Source organism: Claveliimonas sp. (assembly GCF_037273965.1).
GTDB classification, from domain to species: Bacteria; Bacillota; Clostridia; order Lachnospirales; family Lachnospiraceae; genus Claveliimonas; species Claveliimonas bilis.
Map to the genome: position 1 here is coordinate 1 of NZ_JAYAZJ010000050.1, position 25,773 is coordinate 25,773.

The following is a 25,773-nucleotide window of genomic DNA, read 5'->3' on the forward strand; positions in this document are numbered from 1 at the left end:
GATAACTGGAAAAGAAAAGCCCCGGCGTATGCCGGGGACTTTGTCTACAGTCTGAAAGGGTGTCCGTATGACACCCTTTTTTCTTGCTTATGAGAGCTGTATATGCTATAATATTTTAGACTGCGAGCGGGAGAAAAATCCCGAGACCACTGAAAAGCGTATTTGTCTCAAATACTTTTTTCAGTAGTTTCGGTATTGCCTGCTGCAGCATAAAAGTAAGATGAAGGAGAATGACATGTACAAGAAGTATGAAATGGAATTAGCCGGAAGAACTCTGTGCGTGGATGTAGACAGAGTGGCAAAGCAGGCAAACGGTGCGGTTTTAATGCACTATGGGGATACGACAGTGCTGTGTACGGCCACAGCGTCAGAAAAGCCGCGTGAGGGAATTGATTTCTTTCCCTTAAGTGTAGAATATAATGAGAGAATGTACGCAGTTGGAAAGATTCCGGGAGGATTTAACAAGCGTGAGGGGAAAGCATCTGAAAATGCGATCCTTACCTGCCGTGTAATTGACCGCCCGATGCGTCCTCTTTTCCCAAAAGATTACAGGAATGATGTTACACTGGAAAATCTTGTGTTGTCTGTAGATCAGGACTGCTCACCGGAGCTTACAGCTATGCTGGGAGCAGCAATTGCAACCTGTATTTCAGATATTCCTTTTGACGGTCCGATTTCCACTACTCAGGTAGGACTGGTTGATGGAGAATTTGTATTCAATCCGACAGCAGCACAGAAGGAAGTTTCAGAACTTTCCCTTACCGTTGCTTCTACGAAGGAAAAGGTGATCATGATCGAAGCAGGAGCAAACGAAGTTCCGGAAGAGCGCATGATCGAGGCAATCTATGCAGCTCATGAGCTGAATCAGAAGGTGATCGCATTTATTGATCAGATCGTGGCAGAATGTGGTAAGCCGAAGCATTCCTATGAAAGCTTTGCAGTTCCGGAAGAACTGTTTGCAGCGATCCGGGAGATCGTAACTCCGCAGGAGATGGAAGAAGCAGTCTTCACAGATGACAAACAGACAAGAGAGGAAAACATCCGCCAGATTACAGATAGACTGGAAGAAGCCTTTGCAGATAATGAAGAGTGGCTGGCAAAACTTCCGGAGGCAGTATATCAGTATCAGAAGAAAACGGTACGTAAGATGATCCTGAAAGATCATAAGCGTCCGGACGGAAGAGCAATTGACCAGATCCGTCCTCTTTCAGCAGAAATCGACCTGATCCCAAGAGTACACGGTTCTGCTATGTTTACAAGAGGACAGACACAGATCTGTACTATTACGACTCTGGCTCCTCTTGCAGAGGCACAGAGACTGGATGGCCTGGACGAGGCAGAGACATCCAAGCGGTATATGCATCACTATAATTTCCCGTCCTACTCTGTAGGTGAGACAAGACCGTCCAGAGGACCGGGACGTCGTGAGATCGGCCATGGGGCTTTAGCAGAGCGCGCCCTTGTTCCTGTACTTCCGGATGAAAATGAATTTCCATATGCGATCCGTACTGTATCAGAGACATTCGAATCCAATGGATCCACTTCACAGGCAAGTATCTGTGCATCATCCATGTCTCTGATGGCTGCCGGAGTACCGATCCATTCTGCAGTTGCAGGAATTTCCGCAGGTCTCGTGACAGGAGATACAGATGACGATTATCTTGTACTGACCGACATCCAGGGCCTGGAAGACTTCTTTGGAGACATGGACTTCAAGGTGGCTGGTACACATAAGGGTATTACAGCAATCCAGATGGATATTAAGATCCATGGATTGACAAGACCGATCATTGAGGAAGCGATCGCCGCTACAAAGAAAGCGCGTACCTATATTCTTGATGAGGTTATGTCAAAGGCAATCAGCGAGCCGAGACCGGAAGTGGGACCGTATGCTCCGAAGATCATCCAGATGCAGATCGATCCTCAGAAGATTGGCGATGTAGTAGGCCAGAGAGGAAAGACAATCAACGCTATTATTGAGGAGACTGGAGTTAAGATCGATATCACAGACGATGGCGCTGTGTCCATCTGCGGAACAGAAGCAAAAGGAATGGAGAGAGCGAAACGTCTGATCGAGATCATCGTCAGTGATTTTGAAGCCGGACAGGTACTGGAAGGCAAAGTGGTCAGCATCAAAGAATTTGGTGCATTCCTTGAGTTTGCCCCAGGTAAAGAGGGAATGGTTCACATTTCCAAGCTTTCCAAAGAACGAGTAAAACAGGTGGAAGATGTACTGACACTTGGAGATGTAGTAAAGGTTGTATGCCTTGGAAAAGATAAGATGGGACGTTTCTCCTTCAGCATGAAGGACGTTGCAGAATAAGAAAAAGAGAAAATGACAGAGGGTCATATGCGAATGCATATGGCCTTTTTTCTTGTAATAAAATGCTCTGCCTTACATATATATGGGTTAAAGAGGTGGACAAAGATGGAAAAAAACAGAGTTTTAAAAATCCTTCCCGGCAGGGTCAGAGAGATGATAGAGAAGGAGATTGATACTTATGAGGGACTTCAGGAGATCAAGCTTAGAACCGGAAAACCGCTTCTGATGAGATGCGGAGGGGAGGAATACATTCCCGGAAGAGGACATCCCTATATCGTGACAGCGGAGGACGTCAGGGAGACCATTGACTACGCCAGCAATTATTCCCTCTATGCTTATGAAGAGGAAATGAGGCAGGGGTTTATTACGATTGAAGGAGGACACCGGGTAGGCATGACAGGACAGGCAATCCTGGAAAAAGGACAGGTAAAGAATCTGAAATATATTTCCTCGGTAAATATCCGCATTTCTCATGAGGTACAAGGATGCGCGGATCAGGTGTTTCCATTCATTCTGTGCAGACGCCAGCTTAAGCATACGCTGATCATATCGCCGCCCGGGTGCGGGAAGACCACGCTCCTTCGGGACATGATACGGCAGATATCCGACGGCAACCAATATATAAAAGGGATGACAGTGGGGGTAGTGGATGAAAGATCGGAAATTGCCGGATGCTATATGGGAGTGGCACAGAATCATCTTGGCATCCGCACAGACGTACTGGATGGATGCCCGAAAGCAGAAGGGATGATCATGCTGATCCGATCTATGGCTCCCCAGGTTATTGCAGTAGATGAGATTGGCGCCCGGGAAGATGTACATGCCATCGAATATGCCATGCACTGCGGATGCAGAATGCTGGCTACCATGCATGGTGCCTCAATCGAGGAACTTAGGAGAAAGCCTGTGTCGGGGAAAATGATGGAAGAAAAGAGATTTGAACGATATATCATACTGGAAGGGAAGGCGAAGATCCAGGGGATATATGATGAAAACGGGAAACTTATGGAGAAGAAGATATGATGCTGCAGGCGGTGGGAGGGACTCTTGTTATTGCTTCAGCCTTCCTTATAGGATGGAGAGCTTCAGAGGACCTGGAAAAGGAATACCGGCAGCTGGGAGAACTTCAGAGGATCAGCAGTATGCTGCAGGGGGAAATCCGTTATGCCAGAGCCTTTCTGGCAGAAGCCTTTGGCAGCATTGCACGGACAGCACAGGAGCCGTACAAGAGCTGGATGCTGGAAATGCATCAAAGGATGAATGCAAAGGAAAGCGGAAGCTTTGCATGTATCTGGGAGAAGACGGCCAGAGAATGCCTGGCGGATCTGTCCATTAGCGATATAGAGAAAAGAAGACTTTATGATCTGGGAAAATATTTGGGCAATGCAGATACACAAATGCAGCTGACCCATTTGAAAATGTATGAAGAACAGCTGGAGATCTTAAGGGCGGAAAAGCGTCAGAGTCTGCATACAAAGAAAAAGCTGTACCGGGTTCTGGGAGCCGCCGGGGGAATATTTTTGGCAATACTGCTGATATAAGGAGGCATTCATGGAAGTAAATCTGATCTTTAAAATAGCAGCTGTGGGAATACTGGTATCGGTGTTAAGTCAGGTACTGAAACACAGCGGAAGGGAGGAACAGGCCTTTCTCACCAGTCTTGCCGGACTGCTTTTGGTACTCTTTTGGATCGTTCCTTATATTTATGATCTGTTTGCGGCGATACAGGAGTTGTTTTCGCTGTAGATCCTAAGAAGCAGGGAAACACAAGGAAAGAAGGGGAAAAATGAGTATGCTGCAGATTGGTCTCCTGGGCGTGGCGGGGGCATTACTTGCAATACAGTTTAAGGGGGGAAAAACAGAATACGGGATTTATATATGTGCGGGAATCAGCCTTATCATCTTTTTGGGCATTTTAAGCCGACTTACAGTGGTGCTTGATATTATGGAGGAAATTGCGGGATATATTGACCTTGCGCCTGCTTATACAGGAATGCTGATAAAAATGCTGGGCATTACATATGTGGCGGAATTTTCTTCTGCCATATGCCGGGATGCCGGATATCAGACGATCGCACAGCAGATTGAAATTTTCGGAAAGGCAGTGGTTCTGGTTCTGGGATTGCCGGTAATCCTGGCCCTTTTGGAAATGATAAGGGATTTTTTGGCATGAGACGAAAGATAGCAAGGGTATTCGGCGTAACTTTACTGCTTCTTTCCTTCTTTTTCCTGTGGGGGAGCAAAGAGATACCGGTTAAGGCGGCTGATATTGCGGAAAATGAAAAAGCGGAATATGAAGCGGAAACAGAATATGAGGAGACGGAAGCAGGAGACGTTCGGGCGTACATGGAGGAGAAACTGGAATTTGACGATATTAATCGGGAATTGGAGGGATTGTTTCCTGATGAAAAGCTGGATTTTGGAGAGACAGTGCTCCAGATCCTGTCAGGGGATCTCTCTGTTTCGGCGGACCTTTTAAAAAGACTGTGTGCAGATCAGCTCACTTATGCGTTTCAGGTAAATCGGGAAAGCTTAATACACATGCTTTTGATTGCTTTGATCGCAGCGATCTTTACAAAATTTGCAGATGTATTCGATTCCAGGCAGATTTCAGATATCAGTTTTTATATTTTGTACATGTTGATGATCGCTCTTTGTCTGAATGCATTTCAGAGTGCTGCAGAATGGACGGAAGATGGAATCCGGCTCCTCGCTGATTTCATGCAAGCATTGTGTCCGGTATATTTTCTGGCAGTTTCTCTGGCAAAGGGGAGCGTTACGGCAGCGGCTTTTTATAATCTTATTTTATTACTGATCTTCCTGATTGAACTTTTGATCATTGGTTTCCTTTTGCCGGTAATACACATTTATATGATGATGAAGGTGCTCAACTATCTTTCGGAAGAAGAATATCTGTCACGCTTTACAGAGCTGATAGAAACAGTGGTATCCTGGACACTGAAAACGATGCTTGCATGTGTGATCGGGCTGAATACCATACAGGGGCTGATCATGCCTGCTGTGGACAGTGTGAAAAGGAGCGCAGTGGCAAGAGGCGTGGAAGCGATCCCCGGTATCGGAGACGCTGTAAGCGGAACCGCGGAAGTGATTTTGGGAACGGCTGTTGTAGTGAAAAACGGAGTGGGAGCAGCCGGAGCGGTCATATGTTTTGCATTGTGCCTTGCACCCCTTATCCAGATTGGAGTAATGGTACTTTTCTATAAACTTGCGGCAGCTTTAGTGCAGCCGGTGGCAGATAAACGGCTTACCGGCTGTATTGGAGGAATGGCGGATGGCTGTCAGCTCCTGATGCGCATGATATTTACGGCAGGGATTCTTTTTTTGATAACCATTGCAATTGTTGCGGCAACGACAAGCAGCGTATAAAAGAAAGAGGGGGAAAATACATGTTCCAGTATCTTTATGATTGGATGCAAAGTATTGCCTATTTTATGATACTTATTACAATTCTGATGCATGTTATCCCAAATCAGGGATACCAGAAATACATTCGTTTTTTTACGGGAGCGCTTCTTGTCATCCTCCTTTTAACACCTGTCTGGAAGCTGACAGGAATGGGCGAGGACATACGGAAGATTTATGAGGGGAGTGATTATGAAGAAGCGGTAGAACGGATCGAAGAAGCAGGCGCCGATCCTGGAGATATGGGACAGCAAAGAACCGGAGAAGTCGGGAAAGCAGGAGAAGAGGAAACGGAGATCAAGGTGGAGGAGATTCAGATTGGAAGGTGAAAAAAGAGGAAAAATAGGGGAGCGCTTTTTGAAAATATTAGGACAGAGAAAATTTCCAAAAAAGGACAGTCTGGTGATCCTCCTTTTATGCGGGGTTCTCCTTTTGGTCATAGCCCTCCCTGTATCGAAAGGGGAGACGGATGAAGAGGGGATGGCAGAAGAAAGGAGGATTGCCGGAATGTCAGAAACGGATGGAGAAAGTTATGCTGATTATCTGGAAACACGGCTTGAAGACACCCTGTCACGGGTGTCGGGAGTTGGGAAGGTAAAAGTTATGGTGACTCTGGGATCCACAGCAGAAAAGGTCATTGAAAAGGACAGCCAGACAGAGAGTGAAAATGTAACGGAGGAAGACAGCCAGGGCGGAGTCCGCTCTACAGTAAGGAACTCCTCAGATGTAGTTACCGTATATGGAGAGGAGGAGCAGGGGGAAGGAGGGACGCCCTATGTGACAAAAGAGTTAAGTCCGAAAGTAGAGGGGGTTGTAGTGATCGCGGAAGGAGGGGATAAGGGAGTTGTGGTACAGAATATAACGGAAGCAGTCCAAGCATTATTTGGAGTAGACACGCATAAAATTAAGGTAATGAAGCTCAATGAAAAATAAGGAGGAGAAAAGTGAAAAAAATATTCAGAAAAAATCAGATTATTATTGCCGCACTTGCAGTTATGATCGCGGCCGCCGGATATCTTAATTATTCCGGGCGCCTTTTTGGCGAGAAAGATGATGCGGCGCAGACCAGCGGCGAACTGGCAAACCAGGAACTTCTGGATATTTCAGAAGAAGATGTGACAGCAAATACAGAAGATATTGAAAGTCAGGATGGGGAAGCGGCAGATGACGGGACGGTGGAGGGTACGCCGGGAGAAGCGGTCCTTACCAGTGGAGAGGCCAGCGCAGTCGTGGCGGAAGCTAAGGTCACAAGAGAACAGGTGAGGGCAAAGAATAAGGAAGATCTTCTGGCGATCATTGATAATCAAAGCTTAAGCGACGAACAAAAAACGGAAGCGGTAAATCAGATGGTTGAGATGACGGATCTGGCGGAAAAAGAAGCGGCGGCAGAGACATTGCTTGCATCCAAAGGGTTTTCAGAAGCTGTAGTAAGTCTGACTTCAGACAGCGCAGATGTTGTGGTGGATGCAGCGGAGCTTACTGACGCAAACCGGGCGCAGATCGAGGATATTATTACAAGAAAAACGGGAGAGGCCGCGCAGAATATTGTTATTACCCCGGTTCATGCTGAAGCGGAGTAAATTTTACAGAGATTTAACAGTGTGAACCCGGAGATTTCAAAAAGATAGTGTAAAATAGCAGCAAAGAAAAGGTTTCTAATGATGAATGAGAAGGGGATGAGCAAGATGACTTCAAAGGAAAATGCAGTTTTGAAAAAAGCAGCGTGGAAGCTTTTGTCAACAGCTGTTATTGCGCTAAGTCTGGCTGGAATGTACAGCCTTCAGTCAGATGGGGCAGAGAAGGAAAGTACGGTTGTCATTTCGAAATTTTACGGCGCTGGAGGTAAGGAAGGCGTATTTTCCAATGATTTTATAGAACTGTATAATCCGGGTACACAGGACATTTCTCTGGAAGGATACATATTGGGCTACAGTTCCGGAAGAATCGAAGGAATGGCGGGTTCAACCATAAGCAGCGACGGTATACGGGAAGAAAAATTTATTGATCTGGCAGGGACCATTCCGGCCGGAGGATATTATCTGATATGCGGAGAGGAAAACGCATGTCCAAATGAGGGATATCAGATTGAAAAATACAACCGCCAGTGGAAAGGGCTTATCATAGACAATCAGGCTACCGTAACAGTAAAGCTCTATAAAGGGAAAGAACCTGTAGATATGATTTCTACGGAAGGAAGCAGCTGCAAAGATATGATTTCCGAAAATACGATTGTAACAAGAAGCGGAAAACGAGGGACAGAAGATGCATACCTTGGAAGAATACGGACTTTTTACTGGAGCGATAAAGTGACAGGAGAGTACGAAAAGCAATATGAACCTTGCTGTTCTTATGGGGCGGCAGATGGTGAAGGAGTCTGAAGAACGCGAAAAAGCACCGGAGCATGGGATTTTGAAATGCCGGAAAGGCAGGGGCAGAATCCCATGCTCCGGTGCTTTTTTGCCTGCTTTCGGACGTTTATCTGCCGGAAATTCATTGAACCGGGCATATAAAAGGGGTATAATCAGAGCAGAAAATGCGGAGGAGCATAATTATGGGAAAAAGAGTATTTATTATTGTACTGGACAGTGTGGGAGCAGGGGAAGCGCCGGATGCAGCGGCATATGGAGATGAAGGCAGCAATACCCTTGGAACAGTGTCGAAACATCCGGCGTTTCATATGCCTTATGCAGAGGCGCTGGGACTGTCGTCTATCAGGGGGACAGGCATGAAGAAACGATCCGGGATCATTCCGGAAGGAGCATATGGAAAAATGCAGGAGGCGTCCTGCGGAAAAGATACTACAACAGGACATTGGGAGATCGCAGGGATTATTTCCACGCGTCCTCTGCCGGTGTATCCGGACGGATTTCCGGAAGATGTGATAAAGACTTTTGAGGAGAAGACCGGGCGGAAGGTGATCTGCAACCGTCCTTATTCCGGAACAGAGGTCATCAAAGATTACGGACGGGAGCATATGAAAAGTGGTGCTCTTATTGTCTATACATCAGCAGACAGTGTATTTCAGATTGCAGCTCATGAGGATATTGTTCCGACGGAAAAACTTTATGAATACTGCAGGATTGCAAGACAAATCTTAACTGGAGAGCATAATGTGGGACGGGTCATAGCAAGGCCTTTTACCGGAACCTGGCCTGATTTTGTCCGCACGGCCGGAAGACATGATTTTTCCGTACATCCTCCGAAAGATACAATGCTTACGTATATTCAGAAGGCGGGTATGGATGTGCTTTCCGTAGGAAAGATTATAGATATTTTTGCCGGAGAGGGGATTACAGAGGCACAGCGTACGGTCAGCAACCGGGACGGAATTGAAAAATTGCTTGCATATATGGAAAGAGATTTTACAGGACTTTGTTTTGTGAATCTTGTGGATTTTGATATGATATACGGACATCGAAATGATATAGAAGGATATGCAAAGGCTCTGTCGGAATTTGATACCTTTCTTCCGGAAATCCGAGGACGGATGAAAGAGGACGATCTTCTTATCATTACGGCTGACCACGGCTGTGATCCGGGAACGCCGTCCACGGATCATTCCAGAGAATACGTGCCTCTTTTGATAAGCGGGGAGCATGTCAGAAAAAATCATGATCTGGGAATCAGAAATACATTTGCAGATGTGGCTGCAACTGTGTTACACTATCTTGGTGTGCCGGGCAAGTTGGAAGGGACTTCCATGTGGCCGGAAATTGAGAAGAAAAACGGAGATTGAAACGATGTCAGAGTTAACAAAGGATATGAAAGAACAGATAAAGAGACGCCGGACGTTTGCCATTATCTCTCACCCGGATGCAGGTAAAACGACGTTGACGGAAAAATTCCTTCTATATGGAGGAGCCATCAATCAGGCAGGAAGTGTAAAAGGAAAGGCTACAGCAAAGCATGCGGTATCAGACTGGATGGAGATTGAAAAAGAGAGAGGAATCTCAGTTACTTCATCCGTTCTGCAGTTTGAGTACGACGGTTACTGTATCAATATTCTGGATACCCCGGGGCACCAGGATTTCTCGGAGGATACCTACCGTACATTGATGGCCGCTGATTCAGCGGTAATGGTGATTGATGCCTCCAAGGGCGTGGAGGCGCAGACAAGAAAGCTTTTTAAAGTATGTACCATGCGTCATATTCCTATTTTTACTTTCATTAATAAAATGGACCGAGAAGCGATGGACACTTTTGAGCTGCTGGATGATATTGAAAATGAGCTTGGTATTGCAACCTGCCCGGTAAACTGGCCTATTGGATCAGGAAAGAACTTTAAAGGAGTCTATGACCGCGAAAAAAGAGAAGTAGAGCTTTTTTCCGACACGAAAAAAGGAACTGCCCAGGGGGAAGTTAAAAAGGTAAAGATCGATGATCCCGAGATTACATGGCTGATCGATGATTCCCAGAGACTTCAGTTGGAAGAAGAAATAGAGCTTCAGGATGGAGCAGGAGCTGCCTTTGACCAGGAGCTTGTGAGTAAAGGGGAACTGTCACCGGTATTTTTCGGCTCAGCGCTGACAAACTTCGGCGTAGAAACCTTTCTGCAGCATTTCCTGGCAATGACAAGTTCTCCGCTGCCCAGAATGTCAGATCAGGGAGAGATCGATCCTATGGAGGAAAAAGACTTTTCCGCATTTGTATTTAAAATCCAGGCGAATATGAATAAAGCTCACCGTGACCGTATTGCTTTCATGCGTATTTGTTCAGGAAAATTCGAAGCAGGCATGGAAGTGCAGCATATTCAGGGAGGCCGTAAGGTGCGCCTCTCCCAGCCGCAGCAGATGATGGCAAGCGAGAGAAAGATTATTGAAAATGCCTATGCAGGAGATATCATAGGAGTGTTCGATCCTGGAATCTTCTCCATTGGGGACACACTTACAGCATCCGATAAGAAAGCGGTCTATGAAGGAATCCCTACATTTGCGCCGGAACATTTCGCCAGAGTGCGTCAGGTGGATACTATGAAAAGAAAGCAGTTTATCAAAGGAATTTCCCAGATCGCACAGGAAGGAGCTATCCAGATTTTCCAGGAGTATAATACCGGAATGGAGGAAATCATTGTGGGCGTAGTAGGTGTCCTTCAGTTTGACGTTCTGAAATACCGGCTGGAGAATGAATACAAGGTGGAGATTCGGCTGGATCCCCTTCCATATGAGTATATCCGGTGGATCGAGAATGAAAATCTGGATCTGGACCGTCTGACGGGCACATCAGACATGAAGAAGATCAAAGACCTGAAGGATCGTCCTTTGCTCCTTTTTGTCAATGAGTGGAGTATCCGAATGACTCAGGACAGGAATGAAGGTCTGATCCTCTCCGAATTTGGCCGTTCCTGACAGGGACTTTGGAAAGAATATTGGCATTTGAATATAAATTTGTTATAATGTATATTACTAGTTGTAATGTGAGCCAAAAACAAAACGTGATAAATGGAGGGCAATAGAATGGGAAAAGAAGAAAGAAGTACCTATACAATAAAAGAGGATGAAAATCTCGGCGAAGTAAAGATTGCCGATGAAGTTGTTGCGATTATTGCAGGTCTTGCAGCCATGGAAGTAGAGGGAGTTGCTTCTATGTCCGGCAATGCAACAAAAGAGCTGATCAGCCGTCTTGGGATGAAATCCTTATCTAAAGGTGTAAAAGTAGATGTGCTGGAAGGAATTGTAACCGTATCACTGAAACTGAATCTTCAGTATGGTTACAATGTGCTGGAAGTTTCCGGCAAAGTGCAGGAGAAAGTAAAGACTGCAATTGAGAATATGACAGGTCTTACCGTGGCTGATGTCAATATTCGTGTTGCAGGAGTAGATATTCCGGAGGAAGTGTAAGTGAGAAGGTCAGAAGCAAGGGAACATATTTTCAAAATGGTGTTCGGACTGGAATTTAATGAAAAAGAAGAGATGCCGGAACAGGTAAGACTGTATTTTGAACAGCTTGAGCAGATGGAGGAGAAAGATAAAGAATACATTCAGAAGAAAGCGTGGGCTATAGCAGACCACAAGGATGAGATCGATACTCTGATCAATGAACATGCAAGCGGATGGAAGACAACACGGATGAACAAAGTGGATCTTACACTGCTTAGGCTGGCGGTCTATGAGATGAAATGGGATGATGATGTGCCCGTATCTGTTGCGATCAATGAGGCAGTGGAACTTGCAAAACGGTTTGGAGGAGAGGAAAGTCCCTCTTTTGTAAACGGTGTCCTTGCAAAGCTGGCGGTATAGCTGGAGGGTGTGTATATTATGGCGGGAAATGTGTACACAGTCGGACAGGTAAACGCATATATCCGTAATATGTTTACACAGGATTTTATGCTGAATCGGATCTACGTGAAAGGCGAGGTATCAAACTGTAAATATCATACGTCAGGCCATATATATTTTTCTCTGAAGGATGAGTCCGGAACGATTGCCTGTGTCATGTTCGCAGGGCAGCGGAGCGGGCTCTCTTTTCGTATGTCCGAAGGACAACAGGTTATTGTGCTGGGGTCTGTCAGTGTTTATGAAAGAAACGGGACTTACCAGCTTTATGCCAAAGAAATCCGGCTGGACGGAGAGGGAGTCCTTTATGAAAGATTTCAGGCCTTGAAAAAGGAACTGGAAGAGATGGGGATGTTTGCAGCAGAATATAAAAAGCCGATACCGGCTTTTGCTATGCGGATCGGTGTAGTTACGGCTTCCACCGGAGCGGCCATCCGGGATATCATGAATATATCCTCAAGAAGGAATCCTTATGTACAGCTTCTTCTTTATCCGGCCCAGGTACAGGGGGAAGGTGCGGCAGAAAGCATTGTAAAAGGGATTTCTGTTTTGGAAAAAGCCGGAGTGGACGTAATGATCGTTGGCAGAGGCGGAGGTTCTATCGAGGACTTGTGGGCTTTTAATGAGGAGAGCGTGGCGAGGGCGATTTTCCATTGCAGCGTTCCTGTGATCTCGGCTGTAGGACATGAAACAGATACCACGATTGCCGACTTTGTGGCGGATCTTCGTGCGCCCACTCCATCGGCAGCTGCAGAGCTGGCTGTGTGGGATTACAGATTGTTTGCCGGGCAGATAGATGAATATGGCAGAAAGCTTAGAAAAAATATGGGACGTCAGCTGGAACTGGCTCGTCTGAAAAAAGACCAGTATGCGTCCAGATTAAAATATCTGCATCCGGGAGTGGCGTTGATCCAGAAAAAGCAGAGACTTGCAGATGCAGAAGATACGCTTCGGCAGCTTATGGAAAAGCGTATGGAGGGGAACCGTCATCGTCTGGCACTCTGTGCGGAGCGGATCAGAGGCCTTTCTCCGGTTGAAAAATTGGGAAAAGGCTTTGCCTATGTGGAGCAGACAGAAAATGGAAAAAAAGCAGCTGTAAAAAGTGTATCGCAGGTGCGTCCCGGTCAGGAACTGGATGTTTATGTGACTGACGGCCAGATACATGTAAGAGCAGAAAAGATAAGGGAGGCGTCTTATGGACGAGAGTAATAAACAGATACAGCAGCCGGAAGAAGAGCGTACTCTGGAAGAGGAATTTCAGGAGCTGGAGCAGGTGCTGGAGGCAATGGAGCAGGAAGTGACGCTGGAGGAATCGTTCCGTCTTTATCACAGAGGAATTGATCTTCTGAAAGCCTGCAGTGATAAGATTGACCGTGTAGAAAAACAAATTCAGATATTGGATGAAGAAGGAGAAAGCCATGGATTCTGAACAGATGAAGTTTGAAAAAGCAAGGGAAGCAAAAGTGAAAGAGATCGAGGAGATTTTGCAGGCCTATCTTCCGAAGAAGGAAGGCTTCCAGAAAATCATTATGGAGGCTATGGAATACAGTCTGATGGCTGGCGGAAAAAGGATACGGCCTATGCTGATGCAGGAAATGTATCATCTTTTCGGCGGAAAGGAAAAGCTGATATATCCCTTTATGGCCGCGATTGAGATGATCCATACGTATTCTCTTGTCCATGACGATTTGCCGGCCATAGACAATGATGACTATCGTAGAGGTAGAAAGACAACCCATGTAGTTTATGGAGAAGATATGGGAATCCTTGCGGGAGATGCTCTTTTGAATTATGCTTTTGAAACGGCGGCTACCGCTTTTGCAGATTTCCCGGAGGACAGTCTTCTGATTGGAAAAGCAATGGGGATTCTTGCAAAAAAGGCAGGGATTTACGGGATGATCGGAGGTCAGGTGACGGATGTCAGGGAAACAGGCCATAAGCTGTCCAGGGAGAAGCTGGATTTCATTTATGCTCTGAAGACAGGGGCGCTGATCGAGTCATCCATGATGATTGGTGCTGTTCTTGCAGGCGCTTCGGAAGAAGAAATAAAGCAGGCGGAAAAAATAGCAGCAAAAACCGGTTTTGCTTTCCAGGTACAGGATGATATTTTGGATGTGACAAGTACCAGTGAGACTCTTGGCAAACCGGTGCATAGCGATGAAAAAAATGAAAAGACAACCTACGTAACATTGGTTGGAATAGAGGAAGCAAAAAAAATCGTAGAGAGGGAGTCTGAAGAAGCCATCAGGATACTTGAGACCCTTCCGGGGGAAAAAGGCTATCTTACCTGGCTTCTTGAGGAGCTTATCCATCGGGAAAAATAAGGAGCATTGCCATGCTGTTAGAGCGGATCGAAAAAGAAAATGATATTAAAGAATTAAATATGGAAGAGCTGGATCAGCTTGCCGGGGAAATCCGGGAATTTCTGATTCAGAAGATCAGTCTCACCGGGGGACATTTGGCTTCAAACTTAGGAGTTGTAGAGCTTACCATTGCTATGCACCGCGTTTTTACTTTGCCAAAAGACAAAATGATCTGGGATGTGGGGCATCAGTCTTACACCCATAAAATACTGACCGGGAGAAGAGCAGGATTTGACGCACTGCGAAAATACGGAGGGATGAGCGGATTCCCTAAAAGGAAAGAAAGTCCCTGTGATGCCTTTGATACCGGACACAGTTCTACATCCATATCGGCAGGTCTTGGCTATGTAGAGGCAAGAGATCTTAAGGGTGAAGACTACAGTGTGATTTCTGTGATTGGCGACGGAGCCATGACAGGCGGTATGGCTTACGAGGCGCTGAATAATGCGGCGCATCTTAAAACGAATTTTATTATTGTTCTCAATGATAACTACATGTCCATTTCAGAAAATGTGGGCGGCATGTCCAATTATCTTGCGCAGCTTCGGACAGCTGATTTCTATACGGGACTGAAAAAGGGAGTCACAAACGCTCTTCATAAAATTCCCACAGTGGGCGATCATATGATTGAGCAGATCAGGAGAACAAAGAGCAGCATCAAACAGCTTGTGGTTCCCGGGATGCTTTTTGAAGATATGGGAATTACTTATCTTGGACCGATCCCGGGGCATGATATCAGTATGCTCTGCCGGGCTTTCCGGGAAGCAAAGAAAGTAGAAGGGCCCGTCCTTCTCCATGTTCTGACTCAGAAAGGAAAAGGCTATGCGCCGGCAGAGAAGGATCCATCCCGGTTCCATGGAACAGGACCCTTTGACATCAGTACCGGAGAGCCGCTGCAGAAAGCATCCAAAGATACATATACCGATATTTTTTCTAAGGTAATCTGTGATATAGGGAAACATGATCCGAATGTGGCGGTCATTACGGCGGCTATGGCAGACGGCACAGGACTTTCGGCATTTGCCAGATATTTCCCGAAGCGGTTCTTTGATGTTGGTATCGCCGAGGGACATGGCGTTACATTTGCAGCCGGACTGGCAGCCGGAGGCATGCATCCGGTATTTGCAGTATATTCCTCCTTTCTGCAGAGGGGGTACGACCAGCTGATCCATGATGTAGGGCTTCAGAATCTTCCGGTAGTTTTGGCAGTAGACCGGGCAGGTCTGGTGGGAAGTGACGGTGAGACCCATCAGGGAATCTTTGATCTGTCTTATCTTGGAGGGATTCCTAATATGACGGTCATTTCCCCTAAAAATCGATGGGAGCTTGCCGATATGCTAAGGTTTGCTGTGCAATTTGACGGCCCTGTTGCAATACGCTATCCACGAGGCACAGCTTATGACGGCTATGAAAAATACCGCGCCCCAATCTGTTATGGGAAAAGCGAAGTGATCTATGAAGAAGAAGGCATTGCTTTGATCAGTGTGGGACATATGTTTGAGGAGGCTGAAAAAACCCGGAGAGCTATCAAAAAGATCGGCTATAACTGCAGCCTTATCAACGCAAGGTTTGTAAAGCCTCTTGACGGGGAAATGATCGATGAGCTCTCGAAGACTCATCGTTTGATCGTAACAATTGAAGAAAATATCCTGTGCGGCGGCTTTGGCGAGCGGGTATCGGATTATGTTCTGAAAAATCATATTCCGGTGCAGGTGCTTAGCCTGGCTTTGCCGGATGATTATATTGAACATGGAAGCGTGGATCTCCTTCGTCGGGAGGTGCTTCTGGATGCCGATTCTATGACAAAGAGGATCGTGACAGAATATGTTCAGCTTCAGCAGGAAGAGGAGAGAAAATGAAAGAACGCTTGGATGTTTTACTTGTAAAAAGAAATCTTGCCGAATCGAGGGAGAAGGCTAAGGCCGTTATTATGTCCGGAAATGTATTTGTAGACGGACAGAGGGAGGATAAGGCCGGCGCCTCCTTTTCCGAGGAAGTGCAGATTGAGGTAAAAGGAAATACGCTTCCCTATGTAAGCAGAGGGGGATTGAAGCTGGAAAAGGCTATGGCTAATTTTGATGTTTCTGTGGAAGGGAAAGTCTGCACAGATGTAGGTTCTTCTACAGGAGGATTTACGGACTGTATGCTGCAGAACGGAGCGAGAAAGGTGTATGCCATTGACGTGGGGAGAGGTCAGCTTGCCTGGAAGCTTCGGCAGGATGAGCGGGTTGTCTGCATGGAAAAAACAAATATCCGTTATGTGACGCCGGAAGATTTGGGAGAAAGAATAGACTTTTCGTCTATTGATGTATCTTTTATTTCCCTTACGAAAGTGCTTGAGCCGATCCGGAATTATCTTCAGGAAAACGGGCAGATTGTGGCTCTTATTAAGCCGCAGTTTGAAGCCGGACGGGAGAAAGTCGGAAAGAAAGGCGTTGTCAGGGAAGCGTCTACTCATGAAGAAGTAATAGAAAAAGTGATCGATTATGCAAAGTCTATTGGATTTAACGTATTGAATGTGGAATTTTCTCCAATTAAAGGACCGGAAGGAAATATCGAATATCTGGTTCATCTGGAGAAATGTCCGGAGGGGGAAGGAAAAGTGGCAGAGGGAATTTCTATTGACCAGACAGTTTCAGAAGCCTTTCATCAGCTGGCAAAATAGGATACGGCAAATAGAAGGAAAAGATAGTGAGGTAAAAAATGGAACGGTTTTATATAGTCACCAATGACGGAAAAGACAAAGACAGGAAAATAACGAGACATATTTGTGATATACTGAAAAGGGCCGGAAAAACATGTCTTTTAGCACAGAAAGATGAAAAGAAAAATATCATACCGGACACAGTTCCCCGGGAGCTGGACTGCGCCATTGTTATCGGTGGGGATGGAAGCCTGATAGAAGTGGCAAGACTGGTAAAAAGCGAAATTCCTATACTTGGCATTAATATGGGCACTTTAGGCTATCTTACGGAAGTGGAGATTTCTGATCTGGACGAGGCTATTGGGAAAATCCTGGATGGAAATTACCAGATTGAAAGCCGGATGATGCTGGAGGGGAGTTTTGAAAAAGCAGACAGCGACATTGCCCTCAATGACATTGTAGTTTCCAGGAAAGGAGACCTTCGGGTTATCCATTTCAATATCTATGTGGATGGCGCTTTTTTAAATTCTTATGAGGCTGACGGTATGATCGTATCGACGCCCACAGGGTCTACGGCGTATAATCTGTCTGCAGGAGGTCCGATTGTAGAACCGACGGCATCCATGATCGTTCTGACCCCTATCTGTTCTCATGCTCTCAATACCAGCAGTATCGTTCTTCCGGCAGAAGATGAGATTGTTATTGAGATAGGAGAAGGACGAAACGGGAGAGAAGAAGAGGTTTTTGTTACCTTTGACGGAGCAGATGTGGTAGAATTGAGAACGGGAGATAAAGTGACTATTACAAAATCCCAACATGAGACAAAGCTCATGAAATTAAGCAAAGTCAGCTTTTTGGAAATATTACGCAGGAAAATGAAAGGAAACTAGCACAATGAAAATCAACCGACATGCGAAGATTGTGGAACTGATCAATAAACACCGCATTGAAACGCAGGAAGAACTGGCGGAATATCTGAATAAAGAGGGATTTAAAGTAACCCAGGCTACAGTTTCAAGGGATATTCGTGACCTGAAGCTTACAAAAGTACCTACTGACGATGGAAAGCAAAGATATGCTGTCCACCAGAAGGATGAATCAGAGATGAGTGAAAAATATATCCGTGTTCTGAAAGATGGTTTCGTTTCCATGGATATGGCACAGAATATTTTAGTGATCAAGACAGTCTCCGGTATGGCGAGTGCTGTGTGCGCCGCTCTGGATGCAATGAGATGGAATGAAATCGTAGGCAGTATTGCTGGAGATGACACGATCATGTGTGCCATCCGCAGTGTGGAAGATACTGTCAGCGTTATGGATAAAATCAGTAAGATTGTTTTATAAGGGCACTTAGGAGGACATATGTTACAGAATCTGCATGTGAAAAACCTGGCTCTGATCGATGAAATTGAAGTGGATTTCAAAGAAGGGCTGAACATACTGACAGGGGAGACCGGAGCGGGAAAATCTATTATTCTTGGTTCGGTCAGCCTTGCGCTTGGAGCCCGGTATTCGACAGATATTTTAAGAAAGGGTGCACAGTATGGTTTTGTGGAACTGACCTTTTCAATAGAAAATGAAAAACAGGAAAAGCAGCTGAACAAACTGGATATCTATTCGGAAGAGGGAGAAGTGGTGCTTAGCAGACGCTTAATGGAAGGCAGGAGTACCAGCAAGATCAATGGTGAGACAGTGCCGATCTCCCTTCTGAAAGAAGCGGCCGGCATTCTGATCGATATACACGGACAGCACGAGCATCAGTCCCTTCTCTACAAGAAAAAACAGCTGGAAATCCTGGACAATTTTGCAGCGGACAAGATTCAAAAGACAGCAGAGCAGGTAAAAGCTGCCTATGCGGAATACAAAAAATGGAAAAAAGAGCTTGAACAGGCGGACAAAGATGAAGCAGAGCGTGCAAAGGAACTCTCCTTTCTGGAATTTGAAATAAAAGAGATTACTGAGGCAGGGCTTAGAAAAGGTGAGGATGAGGAACTGGAGGAAGCCTACCGCCGCATGGTAAACAGCCAGAAAATCGTAGCGGGAGTAAACGAGGCTCATGGTCACACAAGTGAGAGCAGTGACAGTGCCAGCGAATCCATCAGCAGAGCGATCCGCTGCCTGGCTGATGCGGCAGGAATGGATGAACAGGCCGGCGGCCTGTACGAACAGCTGATAGAGATTGACAGTTTATTAAATGATTTTAACCGGGAACTTTCTGCCTACAGTAAGAGCCTGGATTTTTCAGAAGAAGAGTTTGCACAGACGGAAGAGAGGCTCAATGAAATTAACCGGCTGAAAATAAAATACGGAAACAGTATTGAAGAAATTCAGACCTACTGCAAAGAGAAGGAAGAACGGCTTAAAGTATTAAATGACTATGACTGTTATCTGGAACAGTTAAGGAGCAGCCTCCAAAAAGCGGAAGATGAATTGGATAAGCAGACAAAGAAGCTGACAGATTTGCGGCAAAAGGAAAGCGCCGTTTTTGCAAAAAAAATCCAGGGAGGACTTAAGGATCTTAATTTTGCAAATGTACAGTTTGAGATTGCTTTTGACCTTCTTCCGGAGTATACTTCATCCGGAAGAGATGATGTGGAATTTATGATATCCATGAATCCGGGAGAGCCGGTCAAACCGCTTTCGGAAGTGGCGTCAGGAGGAGAACTTTCCAGGATTATGCTGGCCATCAAGACAGTTATGGCGGATAAAGATGAAATCCCCACATTGATTTTTGATGAAATTGATGTAGGGATCAGCGGACGCACGGCACAGAAAGTTTCGGAGAAAATGGCGGTAATAGGCAGAAGCCATCAGGTAATCTGCATTACCCATCTTGCACAGATCGCTGCCATGGCAGACGCTCATTATGTGATTGAAAAGACGGTGGAAAATGAAAGGACAAGGACAGGCATCCGTCTGCTAAGCAATGAGGAATCTGTGGATGAACTGGCAAGGATTCTCGGAGGTGCAAAGATTACCGAGGCTGTCCGTGAAAATGCAAGAGAAATGAAAGAACTCGCAAAAAGCTCACATTGATAAATTGATAAGGGGGAAAATTATGGCTTCAAAGACGGGAAACAGGCGAAAGAAAAGCCCGACGAAAAAAAAGAAGAACGTACAGCAGAGCTTTGTGGCTGATGAAATTACCATATGGCTTACACTTGCAGTCAGTATTCTTCTGCTTTTAAGCAATTTTGGCCTGGGAGGATTTGCAGGGGAGGCAGTCTCTTCCTTTTTGTATGATCTGTTTGGTTACGGTGCTTATTTAATGCCCTTTCTTTTGTTTGGGGGCGTTGCTTTTACAGTTTCCAATAAAGGAAATAGGAGTGCTTATATAAAGACCGGGGCAGCAACTATGCTTTTTATCCTGATCTGCACCTTTCTGGAACTTCTGGTGTTGGAAGGCGGAATGCTCGGCAACTTTCTGGCGGGGATTCTCACTCCGGCCATTGGTACAGCAGGAACTTATGTTGTTGTAATTATTCTGATGATCATCTGTATGGTGATCATTACAGGAAAATCTGCTCTGAAAGGTGTAACGGAGCGGGGAGGACAGGCGTACGGCAGAGCGCGGGAGGATGCGGCGCGGCGCCGGGAACTTCACGAGACCCGTCGCCTTAATCGGATCAAGGAGGAAGAAAAGGAAATTGAAAAAGCCCGAAAAGCCGGACTTCTTGATGCAAAAGCAGAGAAGAAAAAAGAAGAGAAAAGTGAAGCAAAAAGAAAGGACAGACTGGTATCAGGGGTATCTTTCGATACAACATTAAAAGATGCCAAGAAGTCTCCTGATCTTAGAGAACTTACACCGGAGGAAGAACCGGCGCCGACAGAAAATATCCGGGAAGAAGAGCCGCAGTTTGTCATTAACCGCGCCACAGTTCCGGATATTCCCGATGAAGAATTACTGCCGGACAGTGAAGAAATCCCGGCACCGGAGACAGCAAAAGCGGAGCCATTGGAAGAGCAGATTTTGGTTCCGGCGCCGGCAGAGGAAAACAGAGGGAAGAAAACAAAAATGGGAGCAGCGGCTGTGGCGGATGAGGCGGCTATGGTTAGTCAGGCAGTCGAAGCGGCGGAGGCGAAGCCGAAAAAGGTCTACAAGATTCCGCCTCTTTCCCTTCTTACACGAGGGAAAAAAGGAGGGGGAGATTCCGATGCTCACCTTAGGGAGACAGCCCGTAAGCTTCAGGAGACGCTCCACAGCTTTGGAGTCAATGTAACCATTACCAATGTAAGCTGCGGACCTTCGGTAACCCGCTATGAAATGCAGCCGGAACAGGGGGTAAAAGTCAGCAAGATCGTAGGGCTCACTGATGATATCAAGCTCAATCTGGCAGCGGCGGATATACGGATCGAGGCGCCCATTCCAGGGAAAGCAGCTGTTGGGATCGAGGTGCCAAATAAAGAAAACGCAGTGGTAAATTTAAGGGATCTGCTGGAATCTGAAGAATTTAAGAACAGCAGTTCCAAACTGGCATTTGCGGCAGGAAGAGATATTGCGGGAAAAGCAGTGGTGACAGACATTGCAAAAATGCCTCACCTACTGGTGGCGGGAGCTACAGGATCAGGAAAATCTGTCTGCATTAATACGTTGATCATGAGTATTTTGTATAAGGCGACTCCGGATGAAGTAAAGCTGATCATGGTTGACCCGAAAGTGGTAGAGCTTAGCGTGTACAACGGCATTCCCCATCTGATGATCCCGGTTGTGACAGATCCCAAGAAGGCAGCCGGGGCACTCAACTGGGCAGTCGCGGAAATGACAAAGCGCTATCAGCTGTTTGCACAGTATAATGTCCGGGATCTGAAAGGATTTAATGAAAAGGCAGAGGCCGCAGAAAAGGCAAGACATTCGGAAGAAGAGGATATTCCAAAGAAAATGCCTCAGATTGTTATTATCGTGGATGAGCTTGCAGACCTTATGATGGTTGCACCGGGAGAAGTGGAGGAGGCAATCTGCCGTCTGGCACAGCTTGCAAGAGCGGCCGGCATTCACCTTGTCCTTGCAACGCAGAGACCTTCTGTCAACGTCATTACCGGTCTGATCAAGGCGAATATGCCGTCGCGGATTGCATTTTCTGTATCTTCAGGTGTGGATTCACGTACGATCATCGACATGAACGGAGCTGAGAAACTCCTTGGAAAAGGTGATATGCTGTTCTATCCATCCGGATATCAGAAGCCGGCCAGAGTGCAGGGGGCATTTGTATCTGACAAAGAAGTACAGAATGTGGTAGAATATCTGAAAAAGCAAAATGGGGAAGCCGCCTACAACGAAGAGGTCGTAACTCATGTAAATACCAGTGCGGCCGGAGTTTCATCCGGAGGAGGCATTGCCGGATCGTCAGAGGAAGAAGAAAGAGATGTTCATTTTGTAGAGGCGGGAAAACTGATCATTGAAAAAGAAAAAGCATCTATCGGTATGCTGCAGCGCGCTTTTAAAATAGGATTCAACCGGGCGGCCCGCATTATGGATCAGCTCTGCGAGGCAGGCGTAGTCGGTGCGGAAGAAGGTACAAAGCCAAGGAAGGTATTAATGTCAATGGAAGAATTTGAACAGTTCATTGATGAATACATATAAAGAACAAAGGAAAGGACGGGAAGGGAAATGAAAACAGATATTCAGATTGCGCAGGAAGCGCAGATGGCTCACATCAAAGAAGTAGCAGCATCCATAGGGATTCAGGAGGAAGATCTGGAGTTTTATGGCAAATATAAGGCAAAGCTTTCAGATGAACTGTGGGAAAAAATAAAGGATAAAAAAGACGGGAAGCTGGTTCTTGTTACAGCGATCAATCCCACTCCGGCAGGGGAAGGTAAGACAACCACTACAGTCGGACTTGGACAGGCAATGGCAAAGCTTGGGAAAAAAGCGCTGATTGCCCTTAGAGAACCATCTCTTGGACCGTGTTTTGGAATCAAGGGAGGCGCAGCAGGCGGAGGATATGCTCAGGTTGTGCCGATGGAAGATCTGAATCTGCATTTCACTGGAGATTTCCACGCGATCACATCCGCCAACAATCTTTTGGCGGCGCTTTTGGACAATCATATCCAGCAGGGAAATGAGCTTGGTATTGATCCAAGACAGGTTGTGTGGAAACGCTGTCTGGATATGAATGACAGATCTCTTAGAAATATAGTGGTAGGATTGGGGAAGAAGACAGATGGAATGGTAAGAGAGGATCATTTTGTCATCACTGTCGCTTCTGAAATTATGGCAATCCTTTGTCTTGCTGATGATATTTTTGATCTGAAAAAGAGACTTGGCAAAATCATTGTAGCCTACAACTTCAAAGGCGAACCTGTTACGGCAGATGACCTTCACGCCACAGGAGCCATGACCGCCCTTTTGAAAGATGCCATTAAACCCAATTTGATTCAGACGCTGGAACATACTCCGGCTCTGGTTCACGGAGGGCCTTTTGCCAATATTGCACATGGCTGCAACAGTGTACGTGCCACAAAAATGGCGCTGAAACTGAGTGATATCACGATCACAGAGGCAGGATTCGGAGCAGATCTGGGAGCTGAAAAATTCATGGATATTAAGTGCCGGAAAGCAGGACTTTCTCCGGATGCAGTAGTTTTAGTTGCAACTGTGCGTGCTTTGAAGTATAATGGAGGAGTTGCAAAGGATAAACTTTCAGAAGAAAATCTGGAAGCCCTTGCAAAAGGAATTGTAAATCTTGAAAAACATATTGAAAATATTCAGAAATACGATGTTCCTGTTATCGTAACACTCAATTCCTTTGTGACAGATACAGAGGCTGAAAACGAATTTATCCGTCATTTCTGCGAAGAGAGAGGATGTGAATTTGCTCTTTCTGAAGTATGGGAGAAAGGCGGAGATGGAGGGGTTCAGCTGGCAGAAAAAGTACTGGATACACTGGAGAAGAAAGAAAGTCATTTCCATCCATTATATAAAGACGAATTATCTTTGAAAGAAAAAATTGAGACAATCGCCAAAGAAATCTATGGAGCAAGAGGAGTTATTTACGAGCCGACGGCGGAAAAACAGCTTGCCAAAATTGAAAATATGGGCTTTGGCGAACTTCCGGTCTGTATGGCAAAGAATCAATATTCACTGTCAGACGATGCAACAAAACTCGGAAGGCCGACGGACTTTGATATACACATTCGCGAAGTATATGTGAGCGCCGGCGCCGGATTCGTTGTTGCTTTAACTGGCGCGATCATGACAATGCCGGGACTTCCAAAAGTACCTGCTGCAAATGGAATCGATGTATCAGATGAGGGGAATATCACAGGACTGTTCTAAGGAGAGAGGAATATGCCCCGAATGACAGGCAGAATAGGAAAAAAAATATCAGTAAACAGTAACCAGAAACAATATCATACACGACTTGGCAGGCAGGGGGAGAATGCCTGCCTTGTTGGCGTACTTCGGAATAAATTAACAGGGGGTATCGGACGATGAAATGCAGATACTGCGGATGCGAAATTCCATCTGGGGAGTTGTATTGCCCGGAGTGCGGAGAAGAAGTACAGATTGTGCCGGACTATAATCCGTTAGATGATGTGCTTGCCGCACAGGTGAAAGGGGCAATTGATGGCAGTGAACGTCCCTTGGACGACTATGATTATGAGGAATATCATACAGCCAGTATACAGGGAAGACGGAAAAGTTCCGCGCAAAGAGAAAGAAATGGAGCAAGGGAGAGGAGAGACTCCAGAGAAAATACGTTGACGCGGAATACATCTTCCGGAAGAAGAACCGGAAGGACTTCCGTTGACCCGGCGTTGGAAAGGGAGAGAAGAAAACGTCAGGCAGAAAGGAAAAGAGCCAAGAAAAAAAAGCTTAGAAGAAAAATTATCATTTTGCTTATCCTGTTTTTTGTTGCGGTAGGAGCAGGTATCTTCTTTCTGTATCAAAATTCCTATGCAGGACAGGTGCGGAAAGGAGAAAAGGCAGCGTCAGAGAAAAATTATGACGAGGCGGAAAGATATTATAAGAACGCAATAGAAAAATCACCAGAAAGGGCGGAAGCATATACCGGTCTTGCGGATGTTTATATGGCGCAGGATGAACAGGAAACAGCAGAGAAAATGTTCCTTAACGCTATTGACAGTAATCCGTCAGAATCACAAATTTATGAAGCTGCCATTCAGTTTTATATTGATACCAAGCAGCCCCAGGAGGCTTCAGTGATTTTGGAGGACGCCGAAGACAGTGTGCGTGAGGACTTGAGCAAATATGTTTCAGAAGCGCCTTCCTTCAGTCTGGATGATTCGGAAGTGTTCGAGGATGTGCAGCAGCTGACATTGGAATCCGATGGAGAAGCAATCTATTATACAACAGATGGAACAGAACCGACGACTTCCAGTACGAAATACAGTGAACCAATCCAGATTTCAGAAGGGACAACGACGATATCGGCAATTTCCGTGAACAAAGAAGGGATTCCAAGCCTTGCTGAAACAAAAGAATACACAGTTGAACTTCCTATTGAGGATGCCCCGGCAGTTTCGCCATCGACAGGACAGTATGACGAACCGACACAGATCGTGATCCAGGTTCCGGAAGGTTACACGGCATATTATACGACAGATAAAAGTAATCCAACAGAAAACTCAACGCAGTATACAGGACCTATCGACATGCCACAGGGAAGTACGATTTTCAAGGCAGTGCTCGTTAATGGAAAAGGCAGGCTTACAGCTGTTACTACAAGGAACTATGAACTGGTTTATTAAATTTATCTCCTTTTTTTAAAAATACTATTGCAT

25 protein-coding genes are annotated in these 25,773 nt (G+C 45.8%); all 25 read left to right on the forward strand.

The genetic code is table 11. The annotated features are described in order from the left end of the window. Positions 1-235: 235 nt before the first annotated feature. Entirely contained in the window at positions 236-2,323 is a 2,088-nt protein-coding gene (locus WJ238_RS03375; protein ID WP_230106263.1) for a polyribonucleotide nucleotidyltransferase, read from the forward strand. 105 nt (positions 2,324-2,428) lie between these two features. After that, entirely contained in the window at positions 2,429-3,346 is a 918-nt protein-coding gene (gene spoIIIAA, locus WJ238_RS03380) for a stage III sporulation protein AA (RefSeq protein ID WP_230106262.1), read from the forward strand. Beyond that, positions 3,343-3,864 (forward strand): stage III sporulation protein AB, encoded by a 522-nt coding sequence (gene spoIIIAB, locus WJ238_RS03385; protein ID WP_256194333.1) that lies wholly within the window; start codon positions 3,343-3,345, stop codon positions 3,862-3,864. The genes spoIIIAA and spoIIIAB overlap by 4 nt, the downstream gene beginning before the upstream one ends. Positions 3,865-3,874: 10 nt before the next feature. Continuing rightward, positions 3,875-4,069, forward strand: coding sequence for a stage III sporulation protein AC (gene spoIIIAC / locus WJ238_RS03390; RefSeq protein ID WP_230106260.1), 195 nt, complete (start codon positions 3,875-3,877; stop codon positions 4,067-4,069). Positions 4,070-4,109: 40 nt separating this feature from the next. After that, a complete protein-coding gene (locus WJ238_RS03395; RefSeq protein WP_230106259.1) occupies positions 4,110-4,496 on the forward strand; it encodes a SpoIIIAC/SpoIIIAD family protein in 387 nt (128 codons plus the stop codon). Further along, positions 4,493-5,710 carry a stage III sporulation protein AE gene (locus tag WJ238_RS03400; protein WP_230106258.1) on the forward strand — a complete coding sequence of 406 codons (1,218 nt, stop codon included), beginning with the start codon at positions 4,493-4,495 and terminating at the stop codon, positions 5,708-5,710. The genes WJ238_RS03395 and WJ238_RS03400 overlap by 4 nt, the downstream gene beginning before the upstream one ends. Before the next feature lie 20 nt (positions 5,711-5,730). Continuing rightward, positions 5,731-6,075: a stage III sporulation protein AF gene (locus WJ238_RS03405; RefSeq protein ID WP_230106257.1), complete on the forward strand. Its 345-nt coding sequence runs from the start codon at positions 5,731-5,733 to the stop codon at positions 6,073-6,075. A gap of 28 nt (positions 6,076-6,103) precedes the next feature. Continuing rightward, positions 6,104-6,679, forward strand: coding sequence for a SpoIIIAG-related protein (locus WJ238_RS03410; protein WP_337606146.1), 576 nt, complete (start codon positions 6,104-6,106; stop codon positions 6,677-6,679). Between the two features lie 11 nt (positions 6,680-6,690). Next, the gene (locus tag WJ238_RS03415; protein WP_337606147.1) at positions 6,691-7,326 is read left to right on the forward strand and encodes a SpoIIIAH-like family protein; all 636 of its coding nucleotides are present in this window, start codon (positions 6,691-6,693) and stop codon (positions 7,324-7,326) included. Positions 7,327-7,404: 78 nt separating this feature from the next. Next, positions 7,405-8,124 (forward strand): lamin tail domain-containing protein, encoded by a 720-nt coding sequence (locus tag WJ238_RS03420; RefSeq protein ID WP_316268814.1) that lies wholly within the window; start codon positions 7,405-7,407, stop codon positions 8,122-8,124. A gap of 173 nt (positions 8,125-8,297) precedes the next feature. Further along, entirely contained in the window at positions 8,298-9,482 is a 1,185-nt protein-coding gene (locus tag WJ238_RS03425) for a phosphopentomutase (protein ID WP_316264498.1), read from the forward strand. Between the two features lie 4 nt (positions 9,483-9,486). After that, positions 9,487-11,091, forward strand: a complete 1,605-nt coding sequence (locus WJ238_RS03430; RefSeq protein ID WP_256194321.1) for a peptide chain release factor 3 — start codon at positions 9,487-9,489, stop codon at positions 11,089-11,091. Between the two features lie 108 nt (positions 11,092-11,199). After that, entirely contained in the window at positions 11,200-11,583 is a 384-nt protein-coding gene (locus WJ238_RS03435) for an Asp23/Gls24 family envelope stress response protein (protein ID WP_230106251.1), read from the forward strand. Then, the gene (gene nusB / locus WJ238_RS03440; RefSeq protein WP_230106250.1) at positions 11,584-11,982 is read left to right on the forward strand and encodes a transcription antitermination factor NusB; all 399 of its coding nucleotides are present in this window, start codon (positions 11,584-11,586) and stop codon (positions 11,980-11,982) included. A gap of 18 nt (positions 11,983-12,000) precedes the next feature. Further along, positions 12,001-13,227: an exodeoxyribonuclease VII large subunit gene (xseA, locus tag WJ238_RS03445; RefSeq protein ID WP_316268816.1), complete on the forward strand. Its 1,227-nt coding sequence runs from the start codon at positions 12,001-12,003 to the stop codon at positions 13,225-13,227. Further along, positions 13,214-13,447, forward strand: a complete 234-nt coding sequence (gene xseB, locus WJ238_RS03450; protein WP_230106248.1) for an exodeoxyribonuclease VII small subunit — start codon at positions 13,214-13,216, stop codon at positions 13,445-13,447. Before xseA ends, xseB begins: the two co-directional genes overlap by 14 nt. Further along, on the forward strand, positions 13,437-14,342 hold the full coding sequence (locus tag WJ238_RS03455; protein ID WP_256194316.1) for a polyprenyl synthetase family protein: 906 nt from the start codon (positions 13,437-13,439) through the stop codon (positions 14,340-14,342). Before xseB ends, WJ238_RS03455 begins: the two co-directional genes overlap by 11 nt. A gap of 11 nt (positions 14,343-14,353) precedes the next feature. Then, entirely contained in the window at positions 14,354-16,240 is a 1,887-nt protein-coding gene (gene dxs, locus WJ238_RS03460) for a 1-deoxy-D-xylulose-5-phosphate synthase (RefSeq protein ID WP_230106246.1), read from the forward strand. After that, entirely contained in the window at positions 16,237-17,046 is an 810-nt protein-coding gene (locus tag WJ238_RS03465) for a TlyA family RNA methyltransferase (RefSeq protein ID WP_337606148.1), read from the forward strand. The genes dxs and WJ238_RS03465 overlap by 4 nt, the downstream gene beginning before the upstream one ends. A 38-nt stretch (positions 17,047-17,084) precedes the next feature. Next, a complete protein-coding gene (locus WJ238_RS03470; protein ID WP_230106244.1) occupies positions 17,085-17,915 on the forward strand; it encodes an NAD(+)/NADH kinase in 831 nt (276 codons plus the stop codon). 4 nt (positions 17,916-17,919) lie between these two features. Next, positions 17,920-18,369: an arginine repressor gene (gene argR / locus WJ238_RS03475; RefSeq protein WP_230106243.1), complete on the forward strand. Its 450-nt coding sequence runs from the start codon at positions 17,920-17,922 to the stop codon at positions 18,367-18,369. An 18-nt stretch (positions 18,370-18,387) separates the two neighbouring features. Further along, positions 18,388-20,061, forward strand: a complete 1,674-nt coding sequence (gene recN, locus WJ238_RS03480; RefSeq protein ID WP_316270454.1) for a DNA repair protein RecN — start codon at positions 18,388-18,390, stop codon at positions 20,059-20,061. A gap of 22 nt (positions 20,062-20,083) precedes the next feature. Then, positions 20,084-22,606, forward strand: coding sequence for an FtsK/SpoIIIE family DNA translocase (locus WJ238_RS03485; protein ID WP_230106241.1), 2,523 nt, complete (start codon positions 20,084-20,086; stop codon positions 22,604-22,606). Positions 22,607-22,633: 27 nt separating this feature from the next. Continuing rightward, complete coding sequence (locus tag WJ238_RS03490; protein WP_230106240.1) at positions 22,634-24,304, forward strand: formate--tetrahydrofolate ligase; 1,671 nt, start codon at positions 22,634-22,636, stop codon at positions 24,302-24,304. A gap of 155 nt (positions 24,305-24,459) precedes the next feature. Next, positions 24,460-25,740, forward strand: coding sequence for a chitobiase/beta-hexosaminidase C-terminal domain-containing protein (locus WJ238_RS03495; protein WP_337606149.1), 1,281 nt, complete (start codon positions 24,460-24,462; stop codon positions 25,738-25,740). Positions 25,741-25,773 lie beyond the last annotated feature (33 nt).

What these genes read in the sequence shown, in the direction of transcription:
- WJ238_RS03375 (WP_230106263.1), top strand. Translation starts at nt 236, where the DNA reads ATGTACAAGAAGTATGAAATGGAATTAGCCGGAAGAACTCTGTGCGTG.
- spoIIIAA (WP_230106262.1), top strand. Translation starts at nt 2,429, where the DNA reads ATGGAAAAAAACAGAGTTTTAAAAATCCTTCCCGGCAGGGTCAGAGAG.
- spoIIIAB (WP_256194333.1), top strand. Translation starts at nt 3,343, where the DNA reads ATGATGCTGCAGGCGGTGGGAGGGACTCTTGTTATTGCTTCAGCCTTC.
- spoIIIAC (WP_230106260.1), top strand. Translation starts at nt 3,875, where the DNA reads ATGGAAGTAAATCTGATCTTTAAAATAGCAGCTGTGGGAATACTGGTA.
- WJ238_RS03395 (WP_230106259.1), top strand. Translation starts at nt 4,110, where the DNA reads ATGAGTATGCTGCAGATTGGTCTCCTGGGCGTGGCGGGGGCATTACTT.
- WJ238_RS03400 (WP_230106258.1), top strand. Translation starts at nt 4,493, where the DNA reads ATGAGACGAAAGATAGCAAGGGTATTCGGCGTAACTTTACTGCTTCTT.
- WJ238_RS03405 (WP_230106257.1), top strand. Translation starts at nt 5,731, where the DNA reads ATGTTCCAGTATCTTTATGATTGGATGCAAAGTATTGCCTATTTTATG.
- WJ238_RS03420 (WP_316268814.1), top strand. Translation starts at nt 7,405, where the DNA reads ATGATGAATGAGAAGGGGATGAGCAAGATGACTTCAAAGGAAAATGCA.
- WJ238_RS03425 (WP_316264498.1), top strand. Translation starts at nt 8,298, where the DNA reads ATGGGAAAAAGAGTATTTATTATTGTACTGGACAGTGTGGGAGCAGGG.
- WJ238_RS03430 (WP_256194321.1), top strand. Translation starts at nt 9,487, where the DNA reads ATGTCAGAGTTAACAAAGGATATGAAAGAACAGATAAAGAGACGCCGG.
- WJ238_RS03435 (WP_230106251.1), top strand. Translation starts at nt 11,200, where the DNA reads ATGGGAAAAGAAGAAAGAAGTACCTATACAATAAAAGAGGATGAAAAT.
- xseA (WP_316268816.1), top strand. Translation starts at nt 12,001, where the DNA reads ATGGCGGGAAATGTGTACACAGTCGGACAGGTAAACGCATATATCCGT.
- xseB (WP_230106248.1), top strand. Translation starts at nt 13,214, where the DNA reads ATGGACGAGAGTAATAAACAGATACAGCAGCCGGAAGAAGAGCGTACT.
- WJ238_RS03455 (WP_256194316.1), top strand. Translation starts at nt 13,437, where the DNA reads ATGGATTCTGAACAGATGAAGTTTGAAAAAGCAAGGGAAGCAAAAGTG.
- dxs (WP_230106246.1), top strand. Translation starts at nt 14,354, where the DNA reads ATGCTGTTAGAGCGGATCGAAAAAGAAAATGATATTAAAGAATTAAAT.
- WJ238_RS03465 (WP_337606148.1), top strand. Translation starts at nt 16,237, where the DNA reads ATGAAAGAACGCTTGGATGTTTTACTTGTAAAAAGAAATCTTGCCGAA.
- WJ238_RS03470 (WP_230106244.1), top strand. Translation starts at nt 17,085, where the DNA reads ATGGAACGGTTTTATATAGTCACCAATGACGGAAAAGACAAAGACAGG.
- argR (WP_230106243.1), top strand. Translation starts at nt 17,920, where the DNA reads ATGAAAATCAACCGACATGCGAAGATTGTGGAACTGATCAATAAACAC.
- recN (WP_316270454.1), top strand. Translation starts at nt 18,388, where the DNA reads ATGTTACAGAATCTGCATGTGAAAAACCTGGCTCTGATCGATGAAATT.
- WJ238_RS03485 (WP_230106241.1), top strand. Translation starts at nt 20,084, where the DNA reads ATGGCTTCAAAGACGGGAAACAGGCGAAAGAAAAGCCCGACGAAAAAA.
- WJ238_RS03490 (WP_230106240.1), top strand. Translation starts at nt 22,634, where the DNA reads ATGAAAACAGATATTCAGATTGCGCAGGAAGCGCAGATGGCTCACATC.
- WJ238_RS03495 (WP_337606149.1), top strand. Translation starts at nt 24,460, where the DNA reads ATGAAATGCAGATACTGCGGATGCGAAATTCCATCTGGGGAGTTGTAT.